This window comes from Microbacterium hanjuni, from assembly GCF_043556395.1.
Lineage (GTDB): Bacteria > Actinomycetota > Actinomycetes > Actinomycetales > Microbacteriaceae > Microbacterium.
Map to the genome: position 1 here is coordinate 662,430 of NZ_JBIGIK010000001.1, position 20,762 is coordinate 683,191.

The 20,762-nt window shown below is 69.7% G+C and carries 25 protein-coding genes; 6 read left to right on the top strand and 19 right to left on the bottom strand.

Annotation, left to right across the window (positions count from 1 at the left end):
• Positions 1 to 25 precede the first annotated feature (25 nt).
• The 3 genes from pyrH to rpsB all read right to left on the bottom strand — a co-directional run bounded on the left by pyrH (position 26) and on the right by rpsB (position 2,805).
• Positions 26 to 745 (bottom strand): UMP kinase, encoded by a 720-nt coding sequence (pyrH, locus tag ACFXP5_RS03385; RefSeq protein WP_394526935.1) that lies wholly within the window; start codon positions 743 to 745, stop codon positions 26 to 28.
• Positions 746 to 839: 94 nt separating this feature from the next.
• A complete protein-coding gene (gene tsf, locus ACFXP5_RS03390; RefSeq protein WP_394526937.1) occupies positions 840 to 1,667 on the bottom strand; it encodes a translation elongation factor Ts in 828 nt (275 codons plus the stop codon).
• Positions 1,668 to 1,779: 112 nt separating this feature from the next.
• The gene (gene rpsB / locus ACFXP5_RS03395) at positions 1,780 to 2,805 is read right to left on the bottom strand and encodes a 30S ribosomal protein S2 (RefSeq protein ID WP_394543505.1); all 1,026 of its coding nucleotides are present in this window, start codon (positions 2,803 to 2,805) and stop codon (positions 1,780 to 1,782) included.
• Between the two features lie 328 nt (positions 2,806 to 3,133).
• Here rpsB and ACFXP5_RS03400 point away from each other — a divergent pair, with 328 nt between their 5' ends.
• Positions 3,134 to 3,652: a murein hydrolase activator EnvC family protein gene (locus ACFXP5_RS03400; RefSeq protein WP_394543506.1), complete on the top strand. Its 519-nt coding sequence runs from the start codon at positions 3,134 to 3,136 to the stop codon at positions 3,650 to 3,652.
• Here ACFXP5_RS03400 and ACFXP5_RS03405 read toward each other — a convergent pair whose 3' ends face one another.
• The 10 genes from ACFXP5_RS03405 to ACFXP5_RS03450 all read right to left on the bottom strand — a co-directional run bounded on the left by ACFXP5_RS03405 (position 3,653) and on the right by ACFXP5_RS03450 (position 11,364).
• The gene (locus ACFXP5_RS03405) at positions 3,653 to 4,243 is read right to left on the bottom strand and encodes a DUF3060 domain-containing protein (protein ID WP_394526942.1); all 591 of its coding nucleotides are present in this window, start codon (positions 4,241 to 4,243) and stop codon (positions 3,653 to 3,655) included.
• 39 nt (positions 4,244 to 4,282) lie between these two features.
• Positions 4,283 to 5,182: a tyrosine recombinase XerC gene (locus ACFXP5_RS03410; RefSeq protein WP_394526944.1), complete on the bottom strand. Its 900-nt coding sequence runs from the start codon at positions 5,180 to 5,182 to the stop codon at positions 4,283 to 4,285.
• Positions 5,183 to 5,239: 57 nt separating this feature from the next.
• On the bottom strand, positions 5,240 to 6,427 hold the full coding sequence (dprA, locus tag ACFXP5_RS03415) for a DNA-processing protein DprA (RefSeq protein WP_394543507.1): 1,188 nt from the start codon (positions 6,425 to 6,427) through the stop codon (positions 5,240 to 5,242).
• A complete protein-coding gene (locus ACFXP5_RS03420; RefSeq protein ID WP_394543508.1) occupies positions 6,424 to 7,953 on the bottom strand; it encodes a YifB family Mg chelatase-like AAA ATPase in 1,530 nt (509 codons plus the stop codon). Before ACFXP5_RS03420 ends, dprA begins: the two co-directional genes overlap by 4 nt.
• The gene (locus tag ACFXP5_RS03425) at positions 7,950 to 8,312 is read right to left on the bottom strand and encodes a YraN family protein (protein ID WP_394543509.1); all 363 of its coding nucleotides are present in this window, start codon (positions 8,310 to 8,312) and stop codon (positions 7,950 to 7,952) included. The genes ACFXP5_RS03420 and ACFXP5_RS03425 overlap by 4 nt, the downstream gene beginning before the upstream one ends.
• A 101-nt stretch (positions 8,313 to 8,413) precedes the next feature.
• On the bottom strand, positions 8,414 to 8,737 hold the full coding sequence (locus tag ACFXP5_RS03430; protein WP_394526952.1) for a DUF2469 family protein: 324 nt from the start codon (positions 8,735 to 8,737) through the stop codon (positions 8,414 to 8,416).
• A gap of 65 nt (positions 8,738 to 8,802) precedes the next feature.
• The gene (locus ACFXP5_RS03435; protein ID WP_394543510.1) at positions 8,803 to 9,462 is read right to left on the bottom strand and encodes a ribonuclease HII; all 660 of its coding nucleotides are present in this window, start codon (positions 9,460 to 9,462) and stop codon (positions 8,803 to 8,805) included.
• The gene (lepB, locus tag ACFXP5_RS03440; protein ID WP_394543511.1) at positions 9,459 to 10,217 is read right to left on the bottom strand and encodes a signal peptidase I; all 759 of its coding nucleotides are present in this window, start codon (positions 10,215 to 10,217) and stop codon (positions 9,459 to 9,461) included. The genes ACFXP5_RS03435 and lepB overlap by 4 nt, the downstream gene beginning before the upstream one ends.
• A gap of 150 nt (positions 10,218 to 10,367) precedes the next feature.
• A complete protein-coding gene (rplS, locus tag ACFXP5_RS03445) occupies positions 10,368 to 10,718 on the bottom strand; it encodes a 50S ribosomal protein L19 (protein ID WP_394526957.1) in 351 nt (116 codons plus the stop codon).
• Positions 10,719 to 10,872: 154 nt separating this feature from the next.
• Positions 10,873 to 11,364, bottom strand: coding sequence for an MFS transporter permease (locus tag ACFXP5_RS03450; protein WP_394543513.1), 492 nt, complete (start codon positions 11,362 to 11,364; stop codon positions 10,873 to 10,875).
• 106 nt (positions 11,365 to 11,470) lie between these two features.
• On the opposite strand from ACFXP5_RS03450, the gene map reads away from it, so the two are divergent.
• Positions 11,471 to 12,253 (top strand): type I methionyl aminopeptidase, encoded by a 783-nt coding sequence (map, locus tag ACFXP5_RS03455; protein WP_394526961.1) that lies wholly within the window; start codon positions 11,471 to 11,473, stop codon positions 12,251 to 12,253.
• Between the two features lie 20 nt (positions 12,254 to 12,273).
• On the opposite strand, the gene trmD is transcribed toward map, so the two are convergent.
• Genes trmD through rpsP form a run of 4 tightly spaced genes read right to left on the bottom strand, consistent with a single transcriptional unit; the run spans position 12,274 to position 14,292 of the window.
• Positions 12,274 to 12,981 (bottom strand): tRNA (guanosine(37)-N1)-methyltransferase TrmD, encoded by a 708-nt coding sequence (trmD, locus tag ACFXP5_RS03460; RefSeq protein WP_394543514.1) that lies wholly within the window; start codon positions 12,979 to 12,981, stop codon positions 12,274 to 12,276.
• 1 nt (position 12,982) lies between these two features.
• Positions 12,983 to 13,645, bottom strand: a complete 663-nt coding sequence (gene rimM, locus ACFXP5_RS03465; RefSeq protein ID WP_394526966.1) for a ribosome maturation factor RimM — start codon at positions 13,643 to 13,645, stop codon at positions 12,983 to 12,985.
• Complete coding sequence (locus tag ACFXP5_RS03470) at positions 13,638 to 13,868, bottom strand: RNA-binding protein (protein WP_394526968.1); 231 nt, start codon at positions 13,866 to 13,868, stop codon at positions 13,638 to 13,640. Before ACFXP5_RS03470 ends, rimM begins: the two co-directional genes overlap by 8 nt.
• A gap of 4 nt (positions 13,869 to 13,872) precedes the next feature.
• Positions 13,873 to 14,292 carry a 30S ribosomal protein S16 gene (gene rpsP, locus ACFXP5_RS03475; protein WP_394526970.1) on the bottom strand — a complete coding sequence of 140 codons (420 nt, stop codon included), beginning with the start codon at positions 14,290 to 14,292 and terminating at the stop codon, positions 13,873 to 13,875.
• A 193-nt stretch (positions 14,293 to 14,485) separates the two neighbouring features.
• On the opposite strand from rpsP, the gene ACFXP5_RS03480 reads away from it, so the two are divergent.
• Positions 14,486 to 15,646, top strand: coding sequence for a glutamate--cysteine ligase (locus ACFXP5_RS03480; protein WP_394543515.1), 1,161 nt, complete (start codon positions 14,486 to 14,488; stop codon positions 15,644 to 15,646).
• A gap of 199 nt (positions 15,647 to 15,845) precedes the next feature.
• Positions 15,846 to 16,694 (top strand): endonuclease domain-containing protein, encoded by an 849-nt coding sequence (locus ACFXP5_RS03485; RefSeq protein ID WP_394543517.1) that lies wholly within the window; start codon positions 15,846 to 15,848, stop codon positions 16,692 to 16,694.
• Between the two features lie 100 nt (positions 16,695 to 16,794).
• Here the strand turns inward: ACFXP5_RS03485 and ffh are convergent, their stop codons facing one another.
• Together ffh and ACFXP5_RS03495 are read right to left on the bottom strand one after the other, a co-directional pair.
• Positions 16,795 to 18,357, bottom strand: coding sequence for a signal recognition particle protein (gene ffh / locus ACFXP5_RS03490; protein ID WP_394526973.1), 1,563 nt, complete (start codon positions 18,355 to 18,357; stop codon positions 16,795 to 16,797).
• 33 nt (positions 18,358 to 18,390) lie between these two features.
• A complete protein-coding gene (locus ACFXP5_RS03495) occupies positions 18,391 to 18,990 on the bottom strand; it encodes a TetR/AcrR family transcriptional regulator (RefSeq protein WP_394543519.1) in 600 nt (199 codons plus the stop codon).
• A gap of 84 nt (positions 18,991 to 19,074) precedes the next feature.
• Here ACFXP5_RS03495 and lipB point away from each other — a divergent pair, with 84 nt between their 5' ends.
• Both lipB and lipA read left to right on the top strand, forming a co-directional pair.
• Positions 19,075 to 19,713, top strand: a complete 639-nt coding sequence (gene lipB, locus ACFXP5_RS03500; RefSeq protein ID WP_394543520.1) for a lipoyl(octanoyl) transferase LipB — start codon at positions 19,075 to 19,077, stop codon at positions 19,711 to 19,713.
• Positions 19,710 to 20,711, top strand: coding sequence for a lipoyl synthase (lipA, locus tag ACFXP5_RS03505; protein ID WP_394543521.1), 1,002 nt, complete (start codon positions 19,710 to 19,712; stop codon positions 20,709 to 20,711). The genes lipB and lipA overlap by 4 nt, the downstream gene beginning before the upstream one ends.
• The last annotated feature ends 51 nt before the right edge of the window (positions 20,712 to 20,762 follow it).

Below are 20,762 nucleotides of genomic sequence, written 5' to 3' on the forward strand. Positions count from 1 at the left end.
CGTTCTCCCCCGGCGCGACGGGCTCTCAGGCGGAGACGAGGGTGCCGATCGATTCGCCGAGCAGCGCGCGCGTGACGTTGCCCGCCGGCTCCATCCCGAAGACGCGCATATCCATACGGTTGTCCATGCACAGGCTGAACGCGGTCGAATCGACGACCTTCAGCCCCTTCTGGAGCGCGTCCATGTAAGTGATGTGATCGAGGCGCGTCGCGGAGGGATCCTTCTTCGGGTCCGCCGTGTAGACGCCGTCGACACCGTTCTTGGCGACCAGAACCTCCGTCGCGCCGATCTCGAGCGCACGCTGGGCTGCGACGGTGTCGGTGGAGAAGTAGGGCAGACCCGCGCCGGCGCCGAAGATGACGACGCGACCCTTCTCCATGTGCCGCTCGGCGCGGCGTGGGATGTAGGGCTCCGCGACCTGGGTCATCGAGATGGCCGACTGCACGCGGGTGGCGGCTCCCGCCTGCTCGAGGAAGTCCTGCAGGGCGAGGGCGTTCATCACCGTGCCCAGCATCCCCATGTAGTCGGCGCGGCCTCGGTCCATGCCGCGCTGGCTCAATTCGGCGCCGCGGAAGAAGTTGCCCCCGCCGACGACGACGGCGATCTCCACCTGGTCGACGGCGGCGGCGATCTCGCGGGCGATCTGGCTGACGATGTCGGGGTTCACGCCCAACTGTCCCCCGCCGAAGGCTTCGCCCGAAAGCTTGAGCAGAACCCTGCGGCGCGCGGTGGTCTCATCGATCACGGGTGTGGTCCTCTCGTTCGCTCAACGGTACCGCGGCTGTCGGCACGCAGGAAAAGAGCCCGGGGTGCTCAGCACCCCGGGCTCTCGTCGAGACTTACGCGCCGACCTTGAAGCGGGCGAAGTCGGTGATGGTGATACCGGCGGCCTTGGCCACCTGCGCGACGGACATCTTGTTGTCGCGGGCGTAATCCTGATCGAGCAACGAGACCTGCTTGAAGAACGCGTTCACGCGGCCCTCGACGATCTTGGGCAGTGCCGCGTCGGGCTTGCCCTCGTTGCGGGAGATCTCGGTGACGATCTCGCGCTCCTTATCGACGTCCGCCTCGGGCACGTCGTCGCGGGAGAGGTACGTGGGGTTCGCGAACGAGATGTGCTGCGCGATGCTGCGGGCAGCATCGGCGTCGTCACCCGAGTAGGCGAGGATGACACCCACCTGGGGCGGGAGGTCCTTGCTCGTCTTGTGCAGGTAGATCTCGAAGTGGTCTCCGGACAGGGTGCGAACGCGACGCAGTTCGACCTTCTCGCCGATGATCGCGGCTTCGTCGGAGATGAGCTCGTCGACGCTCTTGCCGTCGATGTGAGCGGCGAGAGCGGCGTGCACGGAGTCGGCACCGGCCTCGGCGGCAGCATCCACCACCTTGTCGGCGAGGGAGATGAAGCGCTCGTTCTTGGCGACGAAGTCGGTCTCGCAGGCGAGCTCGAGGAGCGTCGCCTTGCCGCCGACCTCGCGCGCGGTCACGAGACCTTCGCTGGTCGAACGGTCGGCACGCTTCGCGTTGCCCTTCGCGCCCTTGAGGCGCAGGATCTCGACGGCCTTCTCGACGTCGCCGTCAGCCTCTTCGAGTGCCTTCTTGGTGTCGACCATTCCCGTGCCGAGCTGCTCGCGCAGCGCCTTGATGTCGGCGATCGTGAAGTTTGCCATGGGTAGTGGCTCCTTGGTTCGTGTGTGATGTGACGGATGCCTCGGCCCGCCCGCCCGTCCGACGATTCGGGGGCGAGCGGGCCGATCGTAGCGTCTGAGGAGGAAGCGCCGGTTACTTGGCGTCGACGCTGGGGGCAGCCTCGGCGTCGGTGGCCTCGTCGGCCGCGACCTCGTCGGCGGACTCGCCGGAAGCGGCGGCGATGGCCTCGTCGTGCGCTTCGGCGCCGGCGACGTCAGCCGCGGACTCCGTGGCGCGCTCGATCTCGTCGGCCTGACCCTCGAGCACGGCGTCGCCGGCCTCGACCTCAGCCTCGACCACGTCGGCGACCGTCTCGGTCTCAGCCGCGGTCTGCGCCCCGGCGGATGCTTCCGCCGGGGCGCCCTGCTCGAGCAGCTCGCGCTCCCACTCGGCCAGCGGCTCAGCAGCCTCGGCCTCGCCGGCGGGCTGGTGGCGCTGGATGAGTCCCTCGGCGGCGGCGTCGGCGATGATGCGCGTCAGCAGAGCGACGGAGCGGATCGCGTCGTCGTTGCCGGGGATCGGGTACTGGAACTCGTCGGGGTCGGCGTTGGTGTCCAGGATGCCGATGACGGGGATGTTGAGCTTCTTGGCCTCGTCGACCGCGAGGTGCTCGCGCTTGGCGTCGACGACCCAGATCGCGGACGGCGTCTTCTGCAGGTTGCGGATACCACCGAGGGACTTGTGCAGCTTGTCGAGCTCGCGCTTCTTGAGCAGCATCTCCTTCTTGGTGAAGCCGCTCTCAGCGGTGTTCTCGTAGTCGAGCTCCTCGAGCTCCTTCATCCGCGCGAGGCGCTTGGACACCGTCTGGAAGTTGGTGAGGAGGCCACCGAGCCAGCGCTGGTTCACGTAGGGCTGGCCGACACGCGTCGCCTGCTCCGCGAGGACTTCCTGAGCCTGCTTCTTGGTACCGACGAAGAGGATGGTGCCGCCGTGGGCGACCGTCTCCTTGACGAACTCGTACGCCTTGTCGATGTAGGTCAGCGACTGCTGCAGGTCGATGATGTGGATGCCGCTGCGCTCGGTGAGGATGAAGCGCTTCACTTTCGGGTTCCACCGACGGGTCTGGTGTCCGAAGTGAACGCCGCTGTCGAGCAGCTGGCGAATGGTGACGACGGCCATGGCCGTTCTCCTGTTCTCGACGCGCGGACGCGTCGCTTGCGGTTTATCGACGCCGGACCGGAAGGGACGGCGGCCTGGTGCCCGGCCCGCACCCGCCCTGTGAAACTCAGGGACCGGTGGGTGCGGATGCCACGCGATGCGGTTCGAGGAACCACGGTGCGTTCTGGGCACGCGGAGTCACCCCGATGAACGAGGTGCGAGCACCACTCTACCAGGACCGTCCCCGTCGAGGCACGACCGCTCCTCCCCAGCCGACATGCCACGGCGGGTTGTCCACCGTGCCCCCTCCGGCGCTGCGGGCGGAGAGCCCCGTCAGCACGATGGGGTGATGCGCTCACCCGTCCGATGGTTCCTCGTGATGGCGGTGCTGCTGGCGGCGGGCACGGCGCCGGCACGGGCGGCGACCAGCATCCTCGAGCCCGGGGAGGACACCGATCTCGCCGCGCTCGGCTGGGAGTGGCCGGTCCAGCAGTTCCGCCTCGTCCGGGGGTTCGAGGCCCCCGCCCACGCCTACGGACCCGGTCACCGCGGAATCGATCTCTCCCCGGCCAGCGCGCGAGTTCTCGCGCCCGCCAACGGGATCGTCGCCTTCGCGGGCTCCGTCGCCGGCCGCGGCATCGTGACGATCGACCACGGCTCGGGGCTCGTCACGACACTCGAACCCGTCACCCCTGTCGCGACCGCGGGAACCCTCGTCCGCCGGGGCGACGAGGTCGCGGCCCTGGCCGCCGGCGGTCACGCCGAAGCGGGCGCAGTGCATTTCGGGGTGCGCCGTCACGGCGACTACATCAACCCGCAACTGCTCCTGGGAGGCGTACCGCGGGCGGTGCTGCTGCCGTGCTGCTGATCAGCGGATGCCGTTGCGCTGGCCCTCGTCGGTGATCGTGCCGGTGGGAGCCGCCGTGATGGCGTTGTCGTTGCCCGCGACCAGCACCTCGCCACTGCCGGTGGCCGTGACGACGTTGCGGTCGCCCCGCACGACGATGCTCTGCACCTGGTCGGCCGTGACGGTGATGTCGTTCCCCTCCACCGTCAGCTCGGTGAGGGCGCCGATGGTCACGGTGATGCGGTTGCCGGAGACCGTCACGACGCCGACCTCGGCGGTCGCCGCGTCGACGGAGATCGCGTTGCCTTCGATCCGCAGGTCGGGGCACGACCCGGTGATCGTGAGTGCCTGCGAACTTCCGCCCACGGTGGCCGCGACTCCCCCGCAGTCGCTCGCCCCCTCCGGAGCGAGCGGAGACGGGGTCGTGGTCGGTCGGACCGTCGCGGTGACGGTCGGCGACGCGGTGGGCGTGGGCGTAGGCGAGGCGGATACGGTCGGCCCGTCGGTGGGGAGGCGCGTCACGACCGGTTGCGGAGAAGCCACGCACCCCGCCAGCGCGAGGGCGACGAGTGCGGCCATCGCCACGCTGAGGGCACGAACGCGGGTTCTCATACGTTCACCGTAGCCGGGCTCGACGGGGCCTCCCGCCCGTCACGCGCGCGGGTGGGCGAGACGGTACGTGGCCGCGAGGCGCTCGCTCGAGACGTGGGTGTAGATCTGCGTCGTCCCCAGACTCGCGTGACCGAGGATCTCCTGGACGGCGCGCAGATCGGCGCCACCGTCAAGCAGGTGGGTCGCTGCGGAGTGGCGGAGGGCGTGCGGGCCGACCGTGCCACCCACCACCGGGCCGAGCACGCGGGCCACCAGGTCGTACACACTGCGCACCCCGAGCCGCCCACCGCGCGCACCCAGGAGCAGCGCGGCCGTCGGCGCCTCTGCGCGCGCAGCCAGCGCGGGCCGACCGCGGACGAGATACGCCTCCACCGCGGCCGCAGCCGGAGCTCCGTAGGGAACGACGCGCTCCTTCGCGCCCTTGCCGAGCACCCGAGCAGTGCGCCGATCGCGATCGAGGTCGTGCACGTCGAGTCCACAGAGCTCGGAGACGCGCACGCCGGCACCATAAAGGAGCTCGAGCACCGCGTGGTCGCGAAGCGCCAGGGGATCACCGTCGCGGGCGAGCGCCTCGGCGCTCTCCAGGACCCCGGTCAGCGCCTCGGCCGTCGCCACACGGGGCAGGGTGCGCCCGCGCTTCGGGGTGACGAGGCGCACCGTGGGGTCGACGGCGACGATCCCCTCTTCCACGGCCCAGTCGAAGAGTCCGCGCACGGCGGCGGTACGCCGCGCGAGGGTCGCGCGCGCGAGGCCCGCCCCGGTCGCGGCCCAGAGCCACGCGCGCAGCTCTTCCAGGTCCACCGCATCGAGGTCGACGTCGCCGACGGTGACCTGTAGGTCGCTCAAGTCGGAGCGGTACGCGCGCACCGTCGTGGGCGCGAGGCGTCGAACACTCGAGAGGTGCTCGAGGTAGGCCTCCACCGCCGTGACGAAACGCATGCCCCCAGCATGCCCGGCGATCCCCCGACCCGGCCGCGGTGGCGCGGCGCGTCCGCCTCAGCGGGCAGTGAGCCGGCGACGCCACCCGTCGGAACGCTCTTCCGCGTCGCCGGCGAGCTGGGCGAGCGCGATGTAGGCCTCCACGTCCGTCTCCGCCAGCCCACTCACGCGGGAGAGGTCGGCGATCGAGCGGGATACCCGGGTACTGAGCGCGTCCAGGACACGGCTGAGGTCGTCGGTGCGATCCTCGTCCCGCGCCGCCGCGCGCGGAGGTGACCAGCCCATCAGCTCTTTCACCTCGTCCGCGCTCGTCACGCACACGCCGTCGAACTCCCGGATGATCCGGTGACACCCGGCGGACGCCGCGCTGGTGATCGCACCGGGTACCGCTCCGAGCGCCCGCCCGAGGGCTGCGGCGTGTGCCGCCGTGTTCAGCGAACCGCTCCGCGCTCCGGCCTCGACGACGACGGTCGCGTCGGACAGTGCGGCAATGAGCCGGTTGCGCGCGAGGAAGCGCCATTTGGTCGGTGCGCTGCCGCACGGGGTCTCCGCCAGGAGCGCCCCCGAGGCGGCGATCGCGTCGATGAGAGCCGCGTGCCCGGAGGGGTAGGGGCGATCGACGCCGCCGGCCAGCAGCGCGACCGTACGCCCCCCGGCCGAAAGGGCGGCCCGGTGGGCCGACCCGTCGATGCCGTACGCCGCCCCCGACACGATGGTGATCCCTGCGGCGGCGAGTTGCGCGCCGAACTCCGCGGCGACGAGTTCCCCGTAGCCGGTGGCAGCCCTGGCCCCGACGATCGCGACCGCGGGTCGGTCCTCAGCCAGGCAGCCGAGGTCTCCGCGCGCCCACAGCACGACCGGGGCGTGTACCCCGAGATCGTCGAGCCGACCGGGCCAATCCCGGTCGCCGGGCACCACGAGCCGTGCGCCGGTGGCGCGGGCCGCGTTCACCGCCGCGGCGACCCCCTCCGCCTCGCACCGGGGACGCCATCGTGCCATCGCGGTGACGAGATCCGCCTCGGTGAGATCGGCGAGAGCGGAGGTATCCCCCACGATCGCCCGCCCCAGCGCATCGATCGGGCCGACGGCGGCGATCAGGCGTCCCGCGGTGCTGTCGCCCGGCTCGATCAGCACGCTCCACGCGGCGCGCGCGAAGGCCTCCAGCATCCGCTCGTCGTCGCTCGCTCCGTGCAGGCCGCGCACGGCAATTCGCGCCGCCGACATCGACACCTCGATCCGCGTCATGAGGGGATCCCCTTCTTCAGGTAAAGGGCGCGCCCCACATCGCTGACATCGATCGCGCCGCGCCCCGCCAGATCGGCGATCGACCAAGCAACGCGCAGAACGCGGTCATAGCTGCGGAGGGTCAGCATGCCGCGATGCAGCGCGGCATCGATCGGGCGGCGCACGACCGGCATCGGTGCTAGCGGCCCCTGTCGCAGCCACGTCCCCGGCACATCGGCGTTGCGGCGCCAGGGCGTGTCGCGGAGGCGCCGCTCCGCGCGCGCCCGGGCTTCGGCGACCCGCTCCCGGGCGACGGCCGTTGTCAGCGCGACGCCGTGCACGGGTTCGTGTTGGGCGACAGCGACGCGGCGCATGGCCAACTCGATGTCGATGCGGTCGAGCAGCGGTCCCGACAGACGGCCCAGGTAGCGCCGGATGGCCTGGGGCGGGCAGACGCAGGTGCCGCCGGGAACACCGTAGTTCCCGCACGGGCACGGATTCGTGGCGACGACCATCTGGAATCGGGCCGGGTAGGCCGCGGTCACCCCGGAGCGGTGGATGACGATCGTGCCCGATTCCAGCGGCTGCCGCAGGGCGTCGAGCGCGCTGCCGGCGAACTCGCCGGCCTCGTCGAGGAAGAGAACCCCTTCGCTGGCGCGGGCGATCGCGCCGGGGCGAACGATCCTGGACCCGCCGCCGACCAGCGCCGCGATGCTCGCGCTGTGGTGCGGAGCCTCGAACGGCGGTACGCGGGTGAGCCGCGTGATCGGCTCGCCCGCCAGCGAGCGCACCGAGGCGACGGCTAGCGCAGCCTCCTCGTCGAGCTCGGGAAGGATGCCGGGGAGGCGACGCGCGAGCATCGTCTTGCCCGCGCCCGGAGGCCCGCTCATCAACAGGTGGTGGCCCCCCGCGGCCGCGACCACCAGCGCGTCGACCGCCTCCCGCTGCCCGATGACCTCCGCCAGTTCGGGTGCCTCCTCATCGGGAGCGGCCGGCCGCCCGAGCTCGACCGGCTCGAGGGGAGGTGCGTCCACGTCGAGTCCGTGCCGGCGCACCACTTCGGCGAGACAGACCGCACCCAGCACTTCCACGCCCTCGACGAGGCGCGCTTCGTCTTCGTTGGCCCGGGGTACGACCACGCGACGGATCCCCGCCCGCGCGGCGGCGGCGACCGCGGGCAGCACCCCGGGAACCGGCCGGAGGCGACCGTCGAGCCCCAGCTCGCCGAGGTGCACAGTGGCTGCGACCCCGGCAGCATCCATCTCTCGATCGGTCGCGAGGGCGGCGACGGCGATCGCGAGGTCGAAACCAGCGCCGTGCTTCGGAAGACTGGCCGGCGACAGGTTGACCGTCAGCCGACGCCGTGGCAGGGCGAGACCGCGGTTGACACAGGCGTTCTGCACGCGCTGTGCAGCCTCGCCGAGAGATTTGTCCGGCAGGCCGATGATGTTGAACTGCGGCGTGCGCTCGGAGAGGTCGGCCTCCACCTCGACGATCGCGCCCTCGAGCCCGTTCAAGGCGACGGACAGGGTGCGCGCCACGCTCACAGCGCGTCTTCCACGTGCTCCAACGCCGCCGTGGCCGGTTCCGCTCCCACGATGGCGATCGCGTCGAGGCGCAACCGCTTTCCTCGCGCTTGCTCGGGGTGCACCGCGATCCACGCGGCGGCGAGTCGCCAGAGCCGCTGGGCCTTGCGCGCGTCGATGGCCTCCAGCGGGTGACCGAACGCGAGCGAGCGACGCGTCTTGACCTCGACGACGGCGAGCGTCGCCCCGCGCACCGCGACGATGTCGACCTCGCCCTGCGGGCACCGCCAGTTGCGGTCGATGATGCGGTAACCGCTCGCCTCGAGGTATGCGACCGCGCGGTCTTCCCCCGCGCGTCCCAGCTCGTCTTTCGCTGCCATGCCCCCATGCTCGGCGGCGCGGGGGCCCCGCTCGGCGTTCTCGCGAAGTCAGCGACGCGAGGTCAGCGAATCACCGCCTGGGGAGGAGAGGATGCGGTGCCTCAGGTGTCGAGCGACAACTCTTCCGGAAGCTGGAAGTCACGGCGCGTCAGCTCTTCGACGTTCACGTCCTTGAACGTGAGCACGCGCACCGACTTCACGAACCGGTCGGCGCGGTAGATGTCCCACACCCAGACGTCGGTCATCGTGATCTCGAAGTAGAAATCGTGCTCGGTGTCGCGGCGCACGACATTCACGTCGTTCGCCAGGTAGAACCGGCGCTCGGTCTCGATCACGTACTGGAACTGCAGGACGACGTCGCGATACTCCCGATACAGGGCGAGTTCGAGTTCGCGGTCGTAATCCTCGAAGACATCGTCATCCATGGTGCTTCCATCCTACGGCGCGCGTCCCCCGCCATCCCCCACCTCGCACGCGGGGCGGCTTCGGCTCAGAACAGGGTGGGTGCGTCGACGATCGACCACGACTGCCGGTGATGCGCGCTCAGGCCGTGCGCCGAGATGGCGTGACGGTGTTCGGGGCTCGCATACCCCTTGTTCCGCGCCCAGTGGTAGGCCGGGGCGTCGTCGTGCAGGCTCGTCATCAGTGCATCGCGGGCGACCTTGGCGATGACGGATGCTGCCGCCGCGCTCGCGCAATCACGGTCGGCCTTGATCACCGGACGCACCAGCAGCCCCTCACCGCCGGCCGGGGTGATGTAGTCGTAGTTGCCGTCCAGGATGACGATCGCGCTTTCGCAGTCGACGCCGTGCGCGCGAAGATCCGCCAGCGCCCGGACGGCGGCGAGGCCCAGCGCGCGCATGATTCCGACCTCGTCGATCTCCTCGGAGCTCGCCCATCCCACCGCGCAGTGCGAGACCCATGCGGCGGCCCGCGCCGCAACGTCGGCTCGTCGTAGCTCGGGCACGAGCTTCGAGTCGCGAAGGCCCACCGGTATCCGCTTGCGCGAGCGCTCGGCATCGATCACCGCAGCGCCCACCGCGACCGGACCCGCCAGCGCGCCGCGGCCCACCTCGTCGCACGAGATGACGAGCGGATGCTGTTTCAGCAGCCGCCTCTCGAGGGTCAGCCGCGGTTCGACGACGGTCATGGCGCGCTCGCCGGAGCGGGCACCCCCGCGAACACCTCGTGGTGGAAGTCGATCAGCCCGAAGCGGTCGAAGGGCCACGTGATGAGGAACGCTCGGCCGACGACGTTGCCGCCGGGGACGAAGCCCTTCCCCGGTTGCTCCTGGTTCCAGCGCGAGTCGCGGGAGTTGTCGCGGTTGTCGCCGAGCACCCAGAACGAGTCGGCCGGCACGACGACGTCGAAGGTACGCGAATCCGGTGCCGTCTTGCCGGGCGGCAGGTTCAGGTACGGCGTCTCGTCGATCGGCACGCCGTTCACGGTGATCTGGCCCAGCGCGTTGCAGCAGACGACATGATCGCCCGCGACACCGACGACGCGCTTGATGAGGTGTTCGTCGCTGTCGGGCGCCGACAGGCCGACGAGGGAGAGCACCCAATCGACGGCCTCGATGACCGGAGCGCGCGGCGGCTGCGGGTCGGGGGGAAGCCAACCCCCGGGATCACGGAAGACGATGACGTCGCCGCGGGAGTATCCCCCGAAATGCGGAGTGATCTCGTCGACCAGAATGCGGTCGTTCTCGAGGAGCGTCTGATTCATCGAGGCGGACGGGATGTAGAACGAGCGCACGAAGAACGTCTTGACGAGGAAGGAGACCAGCAGTGCGACGACGATGATGACGACGACGTCGCGCAGGAAGATGAGCCAGCCGCGGCGCCGGGGGGCCTGCGAGGAGACAGGGGGCCTGTCATCGGCGGACGCGGCCTGCTCACTGCTCATCGGGTTGCCTCACTCGGCTCGCCGCCGATCGGGAACCGCACATCCAAGGGTCGCATATGACAGCGCCGCGACGGTGCAGGCGGTCGGACCAATACGGCGGAAACGACGAACGCCCCGGGCCGGAGCCCAGGGCGTTCGAGGAGAGGCGTCTCAGCGCGCGTCGCGCTTCTCCTTGATCTTGGCCTTCTTGCCGCGGAGGTTGCGGAGGTAGTAGAGCTTCGCACGACGGACGTCACCGCGGGTGACGACCTCGATGTGGTCGATGACGGGGCTGTGCACGGGGAACGTGCGCTCCACGCCGACCTGGAAGCTGATCTTGCGGACGGTGAACGTCTCGCGGACTCCGTCACCGGAGCGGCCGAGCACGATGCCCTGGAACACCTGGACACGCGAGCGCGTGCCTTCGGTGATGTTCACGTGCACCTTGACGGTGTCACCAGGACCGAAAACGGGGATGTCGGTGCGGAGCGAGGCCGCGTCGACAGCGTCGAGGATCTGCATGATCTTCTCTTCCTGCAGCCGCCACAGGTCGACGGCATGATGTAAGGCTAAGGATGGAGTGTGCCCGAGCCGCTTGCGCGGCGTGCTCCCCTGTGGCAGAACCGGTCAGGGCACAAACATCTATTGTGCCACGGATGCACCCGCCCGACAAACCTCAGGCTCGGCCGTCGCGCTCCTCGAGCACGATGACGTCGGCGGGCGCCGCTGGTCGACGAGTCTCGCGTGTCGGGGGGATGTACCCGATGCCGTTCGGGGTGCGAAGCAGAACGCTCGACACCCGCGTCTCGCGCCAGAGCTGGGTGAGCGACAGCCAGAACAGGCCCAACCCGACGGCCGTGGCGGCGAGGAGGGCCGGGGCGAACCAGACCGGGTTGTAGAAACCGGTGGCGATGATCAGCACGTGCCAGACGGTGAAGCCGGCGACGTCCCACCACGACACCGCTCGCTCGACCCGCACCGTGCCGCGGGCGCGCACGAGGAGAGTGAGCGCGATCTCGCCGAGGAACACCGAGGGGATCGCGATGAACAGCACCCAGAGGAAGGCCCAGCCGCCCGCCTGGAAGACGCCCCAGCCGACGAGCAACCAGAGCGGCAAGACGACCGCGGCGGGGAACTGCCAGCGGAAGAAGAGCCTTCGCAACCACATGGCTCGATGCTACGCCGCACCCACTCGGCCGTCTCGGGTATCGCGGCGGCATGAAGCATCCTCTCGGTTTGGGATCCGCGAGAATGGAACGGTAGAGAGGATTTCCATGATCGAACTGCGCACCCCCGTCGAGATCGAGGCTATGAGGCCGGCCGGGCGGTTCGTCGCCGAGACCCTCGCGACCCTTCGCGACGAGACGAAGGTCGGCACGAATCTGCTCGCCATCGATCGCCGCGCCCACGACATGATCCGGCGGGTCGGAGCCACCTCGAGCTACATCGACTACCACCCCTCCTTCGGCGCGAGCCCCTTCGGGAAGGTGATCTGCACCTCCATCAACGACGCCGTGCTGCACGGTCTCCCCCACGATTACGCGCTGCGGGACGGCGATCTCGTCACCCTCGACTTCGCGGTCTCCGTCGACGGCTGGGTGGCCGACTCCGCCGTCTCCTTCATCGTGGGCACGCCGCGCGACGAGGACCTGGCGCTGATCGACACCACCCAGCGGGCCCTCGAAGCAGCCATCGGCGCAGCATCCGTCGGCCGCAAGATCGGCGACATCTCCGCCTCGATCGCCGCCGTCGCGCACGCCGACGGGTACTCCATCAATACGGACTTCGGCGGTCACGGTGTCGGCCGCGAGATGCATGGCGATCCGCACGTCCCCAACGACGGAAAGCCGGGCCGCGGCTATCCGCTGCGGGCCGGCCTCGTCGTCGCTCTCGAGCCGTGGTTCCTCGCTACGACCGACAAGCTGATCACCGACGCCGACGGCTGGACTCTCCGCAGCGCCGACGGCTCGCGCGGCGCGCACGCCGAGCACACGGTCGCGATCACTGATGACGGCCCGATCATCCTCACCGACCGCTCGTTCCTGGGCGTCGACTGACACACGGTTTCAACCGGACGCTATTCGCCCAGGAGATCGGGGCGTCGCGCCCGCGTGCGCTCGATCTGCTGCTCGCGACGCCACGCGGCGATCGCGCCGTGGTTGCCGCTCAGCAGCACCGGCGGCACGTCGCGGCCACGCCAGGCAGCGGGCTTCGTGTACGAGGGGTATTCGAGCAGGCCGTCCTCGTGCGATTCCTCGACGAGGCTGGCGGGGTTGCCGACGACGCCCGGCACGAGGCGCCCGATGGCCTCGATCATCGCCATCGCCGCGACCTCCCCGCCGTTCAGCACGTAGTCGCCGAGGCTGATCAGGCGCACCGAGCCGAGCTCGGCGGCGTAGTCGAAGACACGCTCGTCGATGCCCTCGTAGCGACCGCAGCCGAACACCAGGTGCGGGGCCTCCGCCAACTCCCCTGCGGTCGCTTGGGTGAAGACCTCGCCCGCCGGCGAGGGGAAGATGAAGATCGGATGCTGGCCGCCGCCCGGCGGCGCTTCAGCATCCGTCGCGATCGTCTGGAGCGCCTCGGCCCAGGGCTCGGGCTTCATCACCATGCCGGCGCCGCCCCCGTAGGGGGTGTCATCGACCGTGCGGTGGCGATCGTGCGTGGAATCGCGCAGATCGTGCACACGGATGTCGAGGATGCCGGCGCCGCGGGCCCTGCCCAGCAGCGAGACCTCGAGTGCTTCGAAGAACGCGGGGAAGATCGAGACGACGTCGATGCGCACGTCAGTGCTCCGCGTCGGCGTCCTCGGCCGTGTCATCCTCGGGAGCCGTCTCTGCGGACTCCTCGGACTCCGTCGGGTCGTCGGGCAGCGCCTCGAAGAGCCCGGGCGGAGGAGTCACCACGACGCGCCCTGCGGCCATGTCGACCTCGGGAACGATCGCTTTCACGAAGGGCACGAGCACTTCAGCGTCGGAGTCCCCCGACACGCGGATGACGAGCAGATCCTGCGAGGGGAGGTGGTCCACCCGGATGACGCGCCCGACCACGGTGTCGTCGCGGACGACGTCGAGGCCGACGAGCTGGTGGTCGTACCAGGCGTCATCCTCCGCGGGGGCGGTCTCAGCATCCTCATCGATCCACAGGATGGCGCGAACGAGCTCTTCCGCACCTTCACGATCATCGACGCCCTCGAAGAAGGCGACCGGGTGGGAGTTCATCCACTTGAATTCGCGGACGGTGAGGGGCTTGCCGTGCCACGGGGAGGACTCGGGAACCTGCAGAGTGAACGTCGAGCCCGGGGCGAAACGGCCGTCCGGGTCGTCGGTGTACAGCTCGAGTTTGAGGGCGCCCTTGAGACCGTGCGCCTTCACGAGGCGTCCCACCCGCAGCTGCGTGCGCGCGGGACGGGGGGAATGCGCGCGACCGTCGGCGGACACGTCAGTCATCCGCGACGTCGACACGCACGCGGCGACCGTCGGCGAGAGCGCCGATCACGGTGCGCAGCGCCTTTGCCGTGCGTCCGCCGCGCCCGATCACGCGTCCCCGATCCTCGGGGTGCACGTGAACCTCCAGCACGTCACCGCGAGGTGAGGTGCTGGAGTCGATGCGCACGGCGTCGGGGTGATCGACGATCCCCTTGACGACGTGCTCGAGCGCGGCGGCCAGCAAGGGATTACTCCGAGTCGGACGCCGGAGCGGCGTCGTCGGCGGAAGCCTCGGCAGCGGGAGCCTCGGCAGGCTTGTCGGCCTTCGGCTTGAGGACGGACTTCTTGGCGGCGTCCGCCTCGAAGACCGGCTTGGGCTCGCGCACCTTGAGCGTCGAGGTCGCATTGGCGTCACCCTTGAAGGTGCCCCAGTCGCCCGTGATCTTGAGGATGGCGAGCACCTGCGGCGAGGGCTGAGCGCCCACGCCGAGCCAGTACTGCGCGCGGTCGGAGTCGACCTCGATGAACGAGGGCTCCTCGGTGGGGTGGTACTGACCGATCTCTTCGATCACGCGACCGTCGCGCTTGGTGCGCGAGTCGGCCACGACGATGCGGTAGTAGGGCGCGCGGATCTTGCCGAGGCGCTTGAGTCGGATCTTGACAGCCACGATTCTCCTGAATGTGTGGAAAGCGAACGAACTGGTCGCCTGGAGCGTGGGGTGCACACCCGGCGGAAGCTCAAAGAGTGGACAGGATGCTGGATAGAGGGTCGAGCATCGGGTCCGACCCTCTATTCTGCCAGATGTCGGAGCGTCTCGTGAAACATCGGCCAGATCTGACCCTCATGGAAGACTGTGGGCCATGACGGTGCCGTTCGCCCCCTCCCCCCGTTCTTCGGTCGGGATCGAGTGGGAACTCATGCTGGCCGACCCCGAAACCGGCGATCTCGTGCCCCGCGCACCGGAGATCCTGTCGGCCCTGGAGGAGAGCACGGCGCTCGAGCGCTACACCGTCACGAGCGAGTTGCTGACGAACACGGTCGAGGTGACGAGCGGGATCGGTGACACGGTCGCTGCCGCGGTCGACGACATCGCCGACGCGATCGGCGCGGTGCGGACGCAGACCGATCCCCGGCGCGTCGAGCTGCTGAGTGCGGGCAGTCATCCCTTCGCCCAGTGGTACGACCAGGAGGTCACGGAGAAGACCCGCTACGAGGCGCTGATCGAGCGTACCCAGTGGTGGGGGCGCAACATGATGATCTGGGGTATCCACGTGCATGTCGGTGTGGAGGACGTGAACAAGGTCTTCCCGATCATCGGCGCTCTCACGGGCTACCTCCCCCACCTGCAGGCCTTGGCAGCATCCAGTCCCTTCTGGGCCGGTGATCGCACCGGCTACGCCTCGAACCGCGCGCTGGTGTTCCAGCAGCTGCCGACGGCGGGACTGCCGTGGCCGCTCGATGACTGGGCGCAGTACGAGAGCTACCTCGACGACATGACACGCACCGGGGTGATGGCCGACGCCACCGAGGTGCGCTGGGACATCCGCCCGGCGCCGCGGTGGGGCACGATCGAGGTGCGCGCGTGCGACGGGATGTCGACGCTGCCCGAGCTCGCCGCGGTCGCCGCGCTCGTGCAGGCCCTGGTCGAGCAGTTCTCGCGCGACCTCGACGAGGGGCGCGAACTCCCCCGCATCCAGCCCTGGTACGCCCGCGAGAACAAATGGCGCGCGGCCCGCTACGGCCTCGACGCCGAGGTGATCGTCGATCAGGCGGGTCGCCAGGTACCCGTGGTCGAGCATCTCCGCGAGACGATGGACCGCCTCGCCGACGTCGCGGTCGAGCTCAAATGCGCCCGCGAGTTCGCGGGGCTGGAGACGATCCTCGCGACCGGCGGCAGCTCGGCGCGCCAGCTCGCGGTGGCCGACGGCGCCCACGGCGACCTCCGCGAAGTGGTCCGCCACCTCATCCGGGAGTTCCGGGGCGGTCCGACCCTGCGCGAGCACCTGGCCACGCTGGGCTGATCCCAGCATCCGCTGTCCTCCCTCGCTCTTTCCCAGAACAGGAGTATCGCCCAGTACAGGCCGTTTGCACCGCGAAATGTCCTGATTCCGGCGATCGTCCTGTGGCCGTGGCTCCTCCCCAACCGCCCTAGCGGCCGCAGCCGTCCACCGAAGCTCGTCAGGCGGCGATCCGACGGCCTCGGGACTGAAGAGTGGCGGCATGCGAACCTCCCCGTCGATCGTGGCCTGGCTCGAGCATCGCGACGGAGTTGCGCACTCCACCGACCTGCGCGCGGCGGGTTTCGGCAAAGCCGCCCTGGCGGATGCGGTGCGAAGCGGGAGGGTGGTGCGCACCCGGCGCTCGTGGTTGTGTCTATCCGGCGCCGACCCCCGTCGAGTGGCCGCCGTCTCGCTGGGGGGCCGCGTCACGTGCGTCACCCAGGCCGAGTTGAAGCAGCTCTGGGTGCCGGTGACCGGTCAGCTGCACGTAGCCGTCGACCCGACGGCCTCGAGGTTGCAGCCGGGCGAGGCCGTCCTGCACTGGGGCAGAGGGCCGGCTCCGGTGGGGCGGACTGCCGCCTCGGATCACATCCTGAACGTGCTCTTCCACGTCGCGCGGTGCTTGCCCCTCACTGAGGCGCTCGCCATCTGGGAGTCGGCCATCCGCAAGAAGCACGTCGATGCCGCCGTCCTGTCGCGGGTTGTCTGGCACAGCACCTCAGCGAAAAGGCTCGCGGAGAAGGCGTCCGCCCTCTCCGACTCCGGACTGGAGACGATCTTCGTCGACGGGATGCGCGCCATGGGTGTCGCCGTGCGCCAGCAGGTCTGGATCGATGGCCACCCGGTCGACGGGCTCATCGGCGACCGGCTGGCGGTGCAACTCGACGGCTTCGCCCATCATCGGGCCGCGGACAGGCGGCGAGACATCGAGGCCGACGCGCGACTTCGCCTCCGCGGATACACGGTGCTGCGCTTCGACTATTACCAGCTGCTCTTCGACTGGCCGACCGTGGTGAACCTCATCAGCGCCGCGATAGCGCAGCAACTACACCTTGCCGCGGCGAGATGACCGGCCCCGCAGCTCTCAGAACAGGAGAATCGCCCAGATCAGGCAGTTTGTGCGGCGAATCGTCCTGATCCGGGCGATCGTCCTGATTCGGGCAGCAGGGTCAGCCGCGGCCGAGCAGTTTCTGCAGCTCGGCCATGTCGGCCTCGGTCGGCGCAGCCTTCGGCGCTCCGCCGAGACCGAAGCCCGATCCGGCCGGGGCGGCGGGGGCGGATGCTGCGACACCGGCGTTCTCGGCGGCTCGTTTCGCGGGGTTTCCCGAGCGAGAACCCTTGGCCTTCTGCTGCTTGCCGCGCTTGGAGGAGGCGCCGGGGCGTCCCGCGCCCGGAACCGGACCCATGCCGGGAATGTTGGGCACACCGCCGCGCGCCATCGTCTTCATCATCTTGGCGGCCTGTTCGAAGCGGTTGACGAGCGAGTTGACGTCGGTCACCGTCATGCCGGAACCGCGGGCGATACGCAGGCGGCGCGAACCGTTCAGCACCTTGGGATTGCGCCGCTCCCCCGGCGTCATCGAGCGGATGATCGCCTCGGTGCGATCGAGCTCGCGCTCGTCGAAGTCCTCGAGCTGCTGCTTCATGGAGCCCATACCCGGGAGCATCCCGAGCATCTTCTTCATCGAGCCCATCTTCTTCATCTGCTGCATCTGCTCGAGGAAGTCCTCGAGCGTGAAGTTGTCGGTCGCGAGCTTCTCGGCGACCTTCATCGCCTCTTCCTCGTCGAACGCCGACTGCGCCTGCTCGATGAGCGTCAGGATGTCGCCGAGGTCGAGGATGCGCGAGGCCATGCGATCGGGGTAGAACGGCTCGAGATCGTCGAGGCCCTCTCCCGTGGAGGCGTAGATGATGGGGCGGCCGGTGACGGAGGCCACCGACAGCGCAGCGCCACCGCGCGTGTCGCCGTCGAGCTTGGACAGCACGACGCCGGTGAAATCGACGCCCTCCTGGAAGGCCTTCGCGGTGTTGACCGAGTCCTGACCGATCATCGCGTCGATGACGAAGAGCACCTCGTCGGGGTTCGTCGCCGCCCGGATGTTGGAAGCCTGCTTCATCAGCTCGGCGTCGACGCCGAGGCGGCCGGCCGTGTCGATGATGACCACGTCGTGCTGGTGGCGACGCGCATACTCGACGCCGTCACGGGAGACGCGCACGGGGTCGCCGACGCCGTTGCCGGGTTCGGGAGCGAAGATCGCCGCGCCGGCGCGCTCGGCGACCACCTGCAGCTGGTTCACCGCACTCGGGCGCTGGAGGTCTGCGGCGACGAGAAGCGGGGTGTGCCCGTCCTTCTCGAGCTGACGCGCGAGCTTTCCGGCGAACGTCGTCTTACCCGAGCCCTGGAGGCCAGCGAGCATGATCACGGTCGGCGGGTTCTTGGCGAACTGCAGCCGACGCTGCTGACCACCGAGGATGCTCACGAGCTCCTCGTTCACGATCTGCACGACCTGCTGTGCGGGGTTCAGCGCACGGTTCACCTCGTCGCCCAGCGCCCGCTCGCGGATGGCGGCGGTGAACTCCTTCACGACCGGCAGCGCCACGTCGGCGTCGAGCAGTGCGCGGCGGATCTCCCGCACGGTTCCGTCGACGTCCGCGGGCGTGAGCTTGCCCTTGGTGCGGAGGTTGCGGAAGGTCTCGGTGAGACGATCGGAGAGCGTGCCGAAGGTAGCCATGATCCCTCGAGTTTACGCGCCCGCGACGGCAGGTCAGGAGAGGTGGATGCTGCGGCTCGGCCGCACGGGCGGCACCGCCTCGAGCGCCTGGGCGAGAAGGGATTCCAGCGGCGTGCGACCCGCTCCGGCGTCCGCCCATCGGGCGAGGGCTGCCAGCACCGCCCCGCCATAGGCGGCCGCGACCACGTCGGCGCGAAGATCGTCCACCCCACGCCCGCGAAGGTGGTCCAGGACCGCACCGGCGATCCGGGATCGCCTGACCGACGAGTCCCTCTCGAGTTCATCCGCGAGGCGCATCGTGTCGGCCTGCGCGAGCGCGAGCGCGAGCGTGTCGGGGCGAAGGTCATGCACCAACGTGGCGACCGCGGAGCGGATGGCGACATCGAGGTCGTCGCCGCCGGCGGCGAGAGCGCTGGGAAGCGCGTCTATGCGCTCGTCGAAGCCCGCCCACAGCACGTCACTCTTCGTGGAGAAGTAGTTGAAGAAGCTCGAACGGCTGACGCCGGCGCGCGTCGTGATGTCGGCCACCGAGGTCTCGTCGAACCCCTTCTCGAGGAACAGCTCGGAGGCGGCCTCCGCGAGGGTCTCCCGGGACGAGGCCCGAGGCCGCCCACCCCGTTGCTCTGTCGCCATCTGCTCAGCGTAAGGGGGTCGGCCGACGGGACAACCCGTACCGCAGGTTGTTAGACTGCATCCAACAACCCCGAGGAGCGTCGCATGCTCGAGATCGTCGACGCGGGTCTCGCCCCGCGCTACGTGCCCTACGTCGACGGCTGGCGCCTGCAGCGAAGCATCCACTCGGAGGTCGTCGCCCACGAGCGAGCGGACACGCTCGTGCTGCTGGAGCACGAACCCGTGTACACCGCCGGCACGCGCACCGAGGCCCACGAGCGTCCCGATGACGGCACGCCCGTCATCGACGTCGACCGCGGCGGCAAGATCACCTGGCACGGCCCGGGGCAGCTGGTCGGCTACCCGATCGTGCGGCTGGCCGAGCCCCTCGACGTCGTCGCCCACGTGCGCCGACTCGAGCGTGTGCTCATCGACGCCCTCGCCGCCCACGGCGTCGACGGCGTGCGCGTCGAAGGACGCAGCGGCGTCTGGGTGCACCGCCCCCTGTCCACCGACAAAGTCGCCGCCATCGGTGTGCGGGTCGAGAAAGGCGTCACGATGCACGGATTCGCCGTCAATTGCGACAACACCCTGGCCCCCTTCCAACGGATCGTCCCCTGCGGGATCACCGATGCGGGAGTCACCACGGTCAGCGAGGTGGTGGGCTCCGACGTCTCCCCCGCCGACATCGTCGGCACCGTGCTCGAGGCCTTCCAGGCCGAGTACGCGGGGGTGGCGGCATGAGCGCCGCAGCTCCCGACGGTCGGCGGATGCTGCGCCTCGAGGTGCGCAACGCTCAGACCCCGATCGAACGCAAGCCGGAATGGATCAAGACGAAGGCCCGCATGGGCCCCGAGTACACCGCGCTGCAGCAGCTGGTGAAGACCGAGGACCTGCACACCGTCTGCCAAGAAGCGGGGTGCCCGAACATCTTCGAGTGCTGGGAGGACCGCGAGGCGACCTTCCTCATCGGCGGCTCCCAGTGCACGCGCCGTTGCGACTTCTGCCAGATCGACACCGGCAAGCCGGCCGACTACGACCGGGACGAGCCGCGTCGCGTCGCCGAGAGCGTGAGCCGGATGCAGTTGCGCTACGCGACCGTCACCGGTGTCGCGCGCGATGATCTCCCCGACGAGGGCGCGTGGCTGCACGCCGAGACGGTTCGGCGCATCCACGCCGACAACCCCGGTACCGGAGTCGAGATCCTCGCGACCGACTTCTCCGGCAACCCCCGGCTACTGGGCGAGGTCTTCGACGCCCGTCCCGAGGTGTTCGCGCACAACGTCGAGACGGTGCCGCGCATCTTCAAGCGCATCCGTCCGGCATTCCGCTACGAACGCTCGCTCGACGTGCTGACCCAGGCGCGCGCCGCGGGCCTGATCACCAAGTCGAACCTCATCCTCGGCATGGGCGAAGAACCCGAAGAGGTCGTGCAGGCGCTGCAGGACCTGCGCGACGCCGGAACCGACATCATCACGATCACGCAGTACCTGCGTCCCTCACCGCGCCACCTCCCCGTCGCGCGCTGGGTCAAGCCCGATGAGTTCGTGGCCTTCAAGGAAGAGGCCGAGCGGATCGGCTTCCTCGGCGTGCTGGCCGGGCCCCTCGTTCGCTCCTCCTACCGGGCGGGGCGCCTGTGGGCACAGTCGATGATGTCGATGGGGCGCAGCATCCCGCCGCATCTCGCGCACCTGGCCCGCGACATCGCCTCGGCCGACGAGGGCTTCGCCCAGGCCGTCTGACCCGCTCGCGGGCAGCGCGCGGGCATGCGTCACCGCGCCTCACCGCGCGGA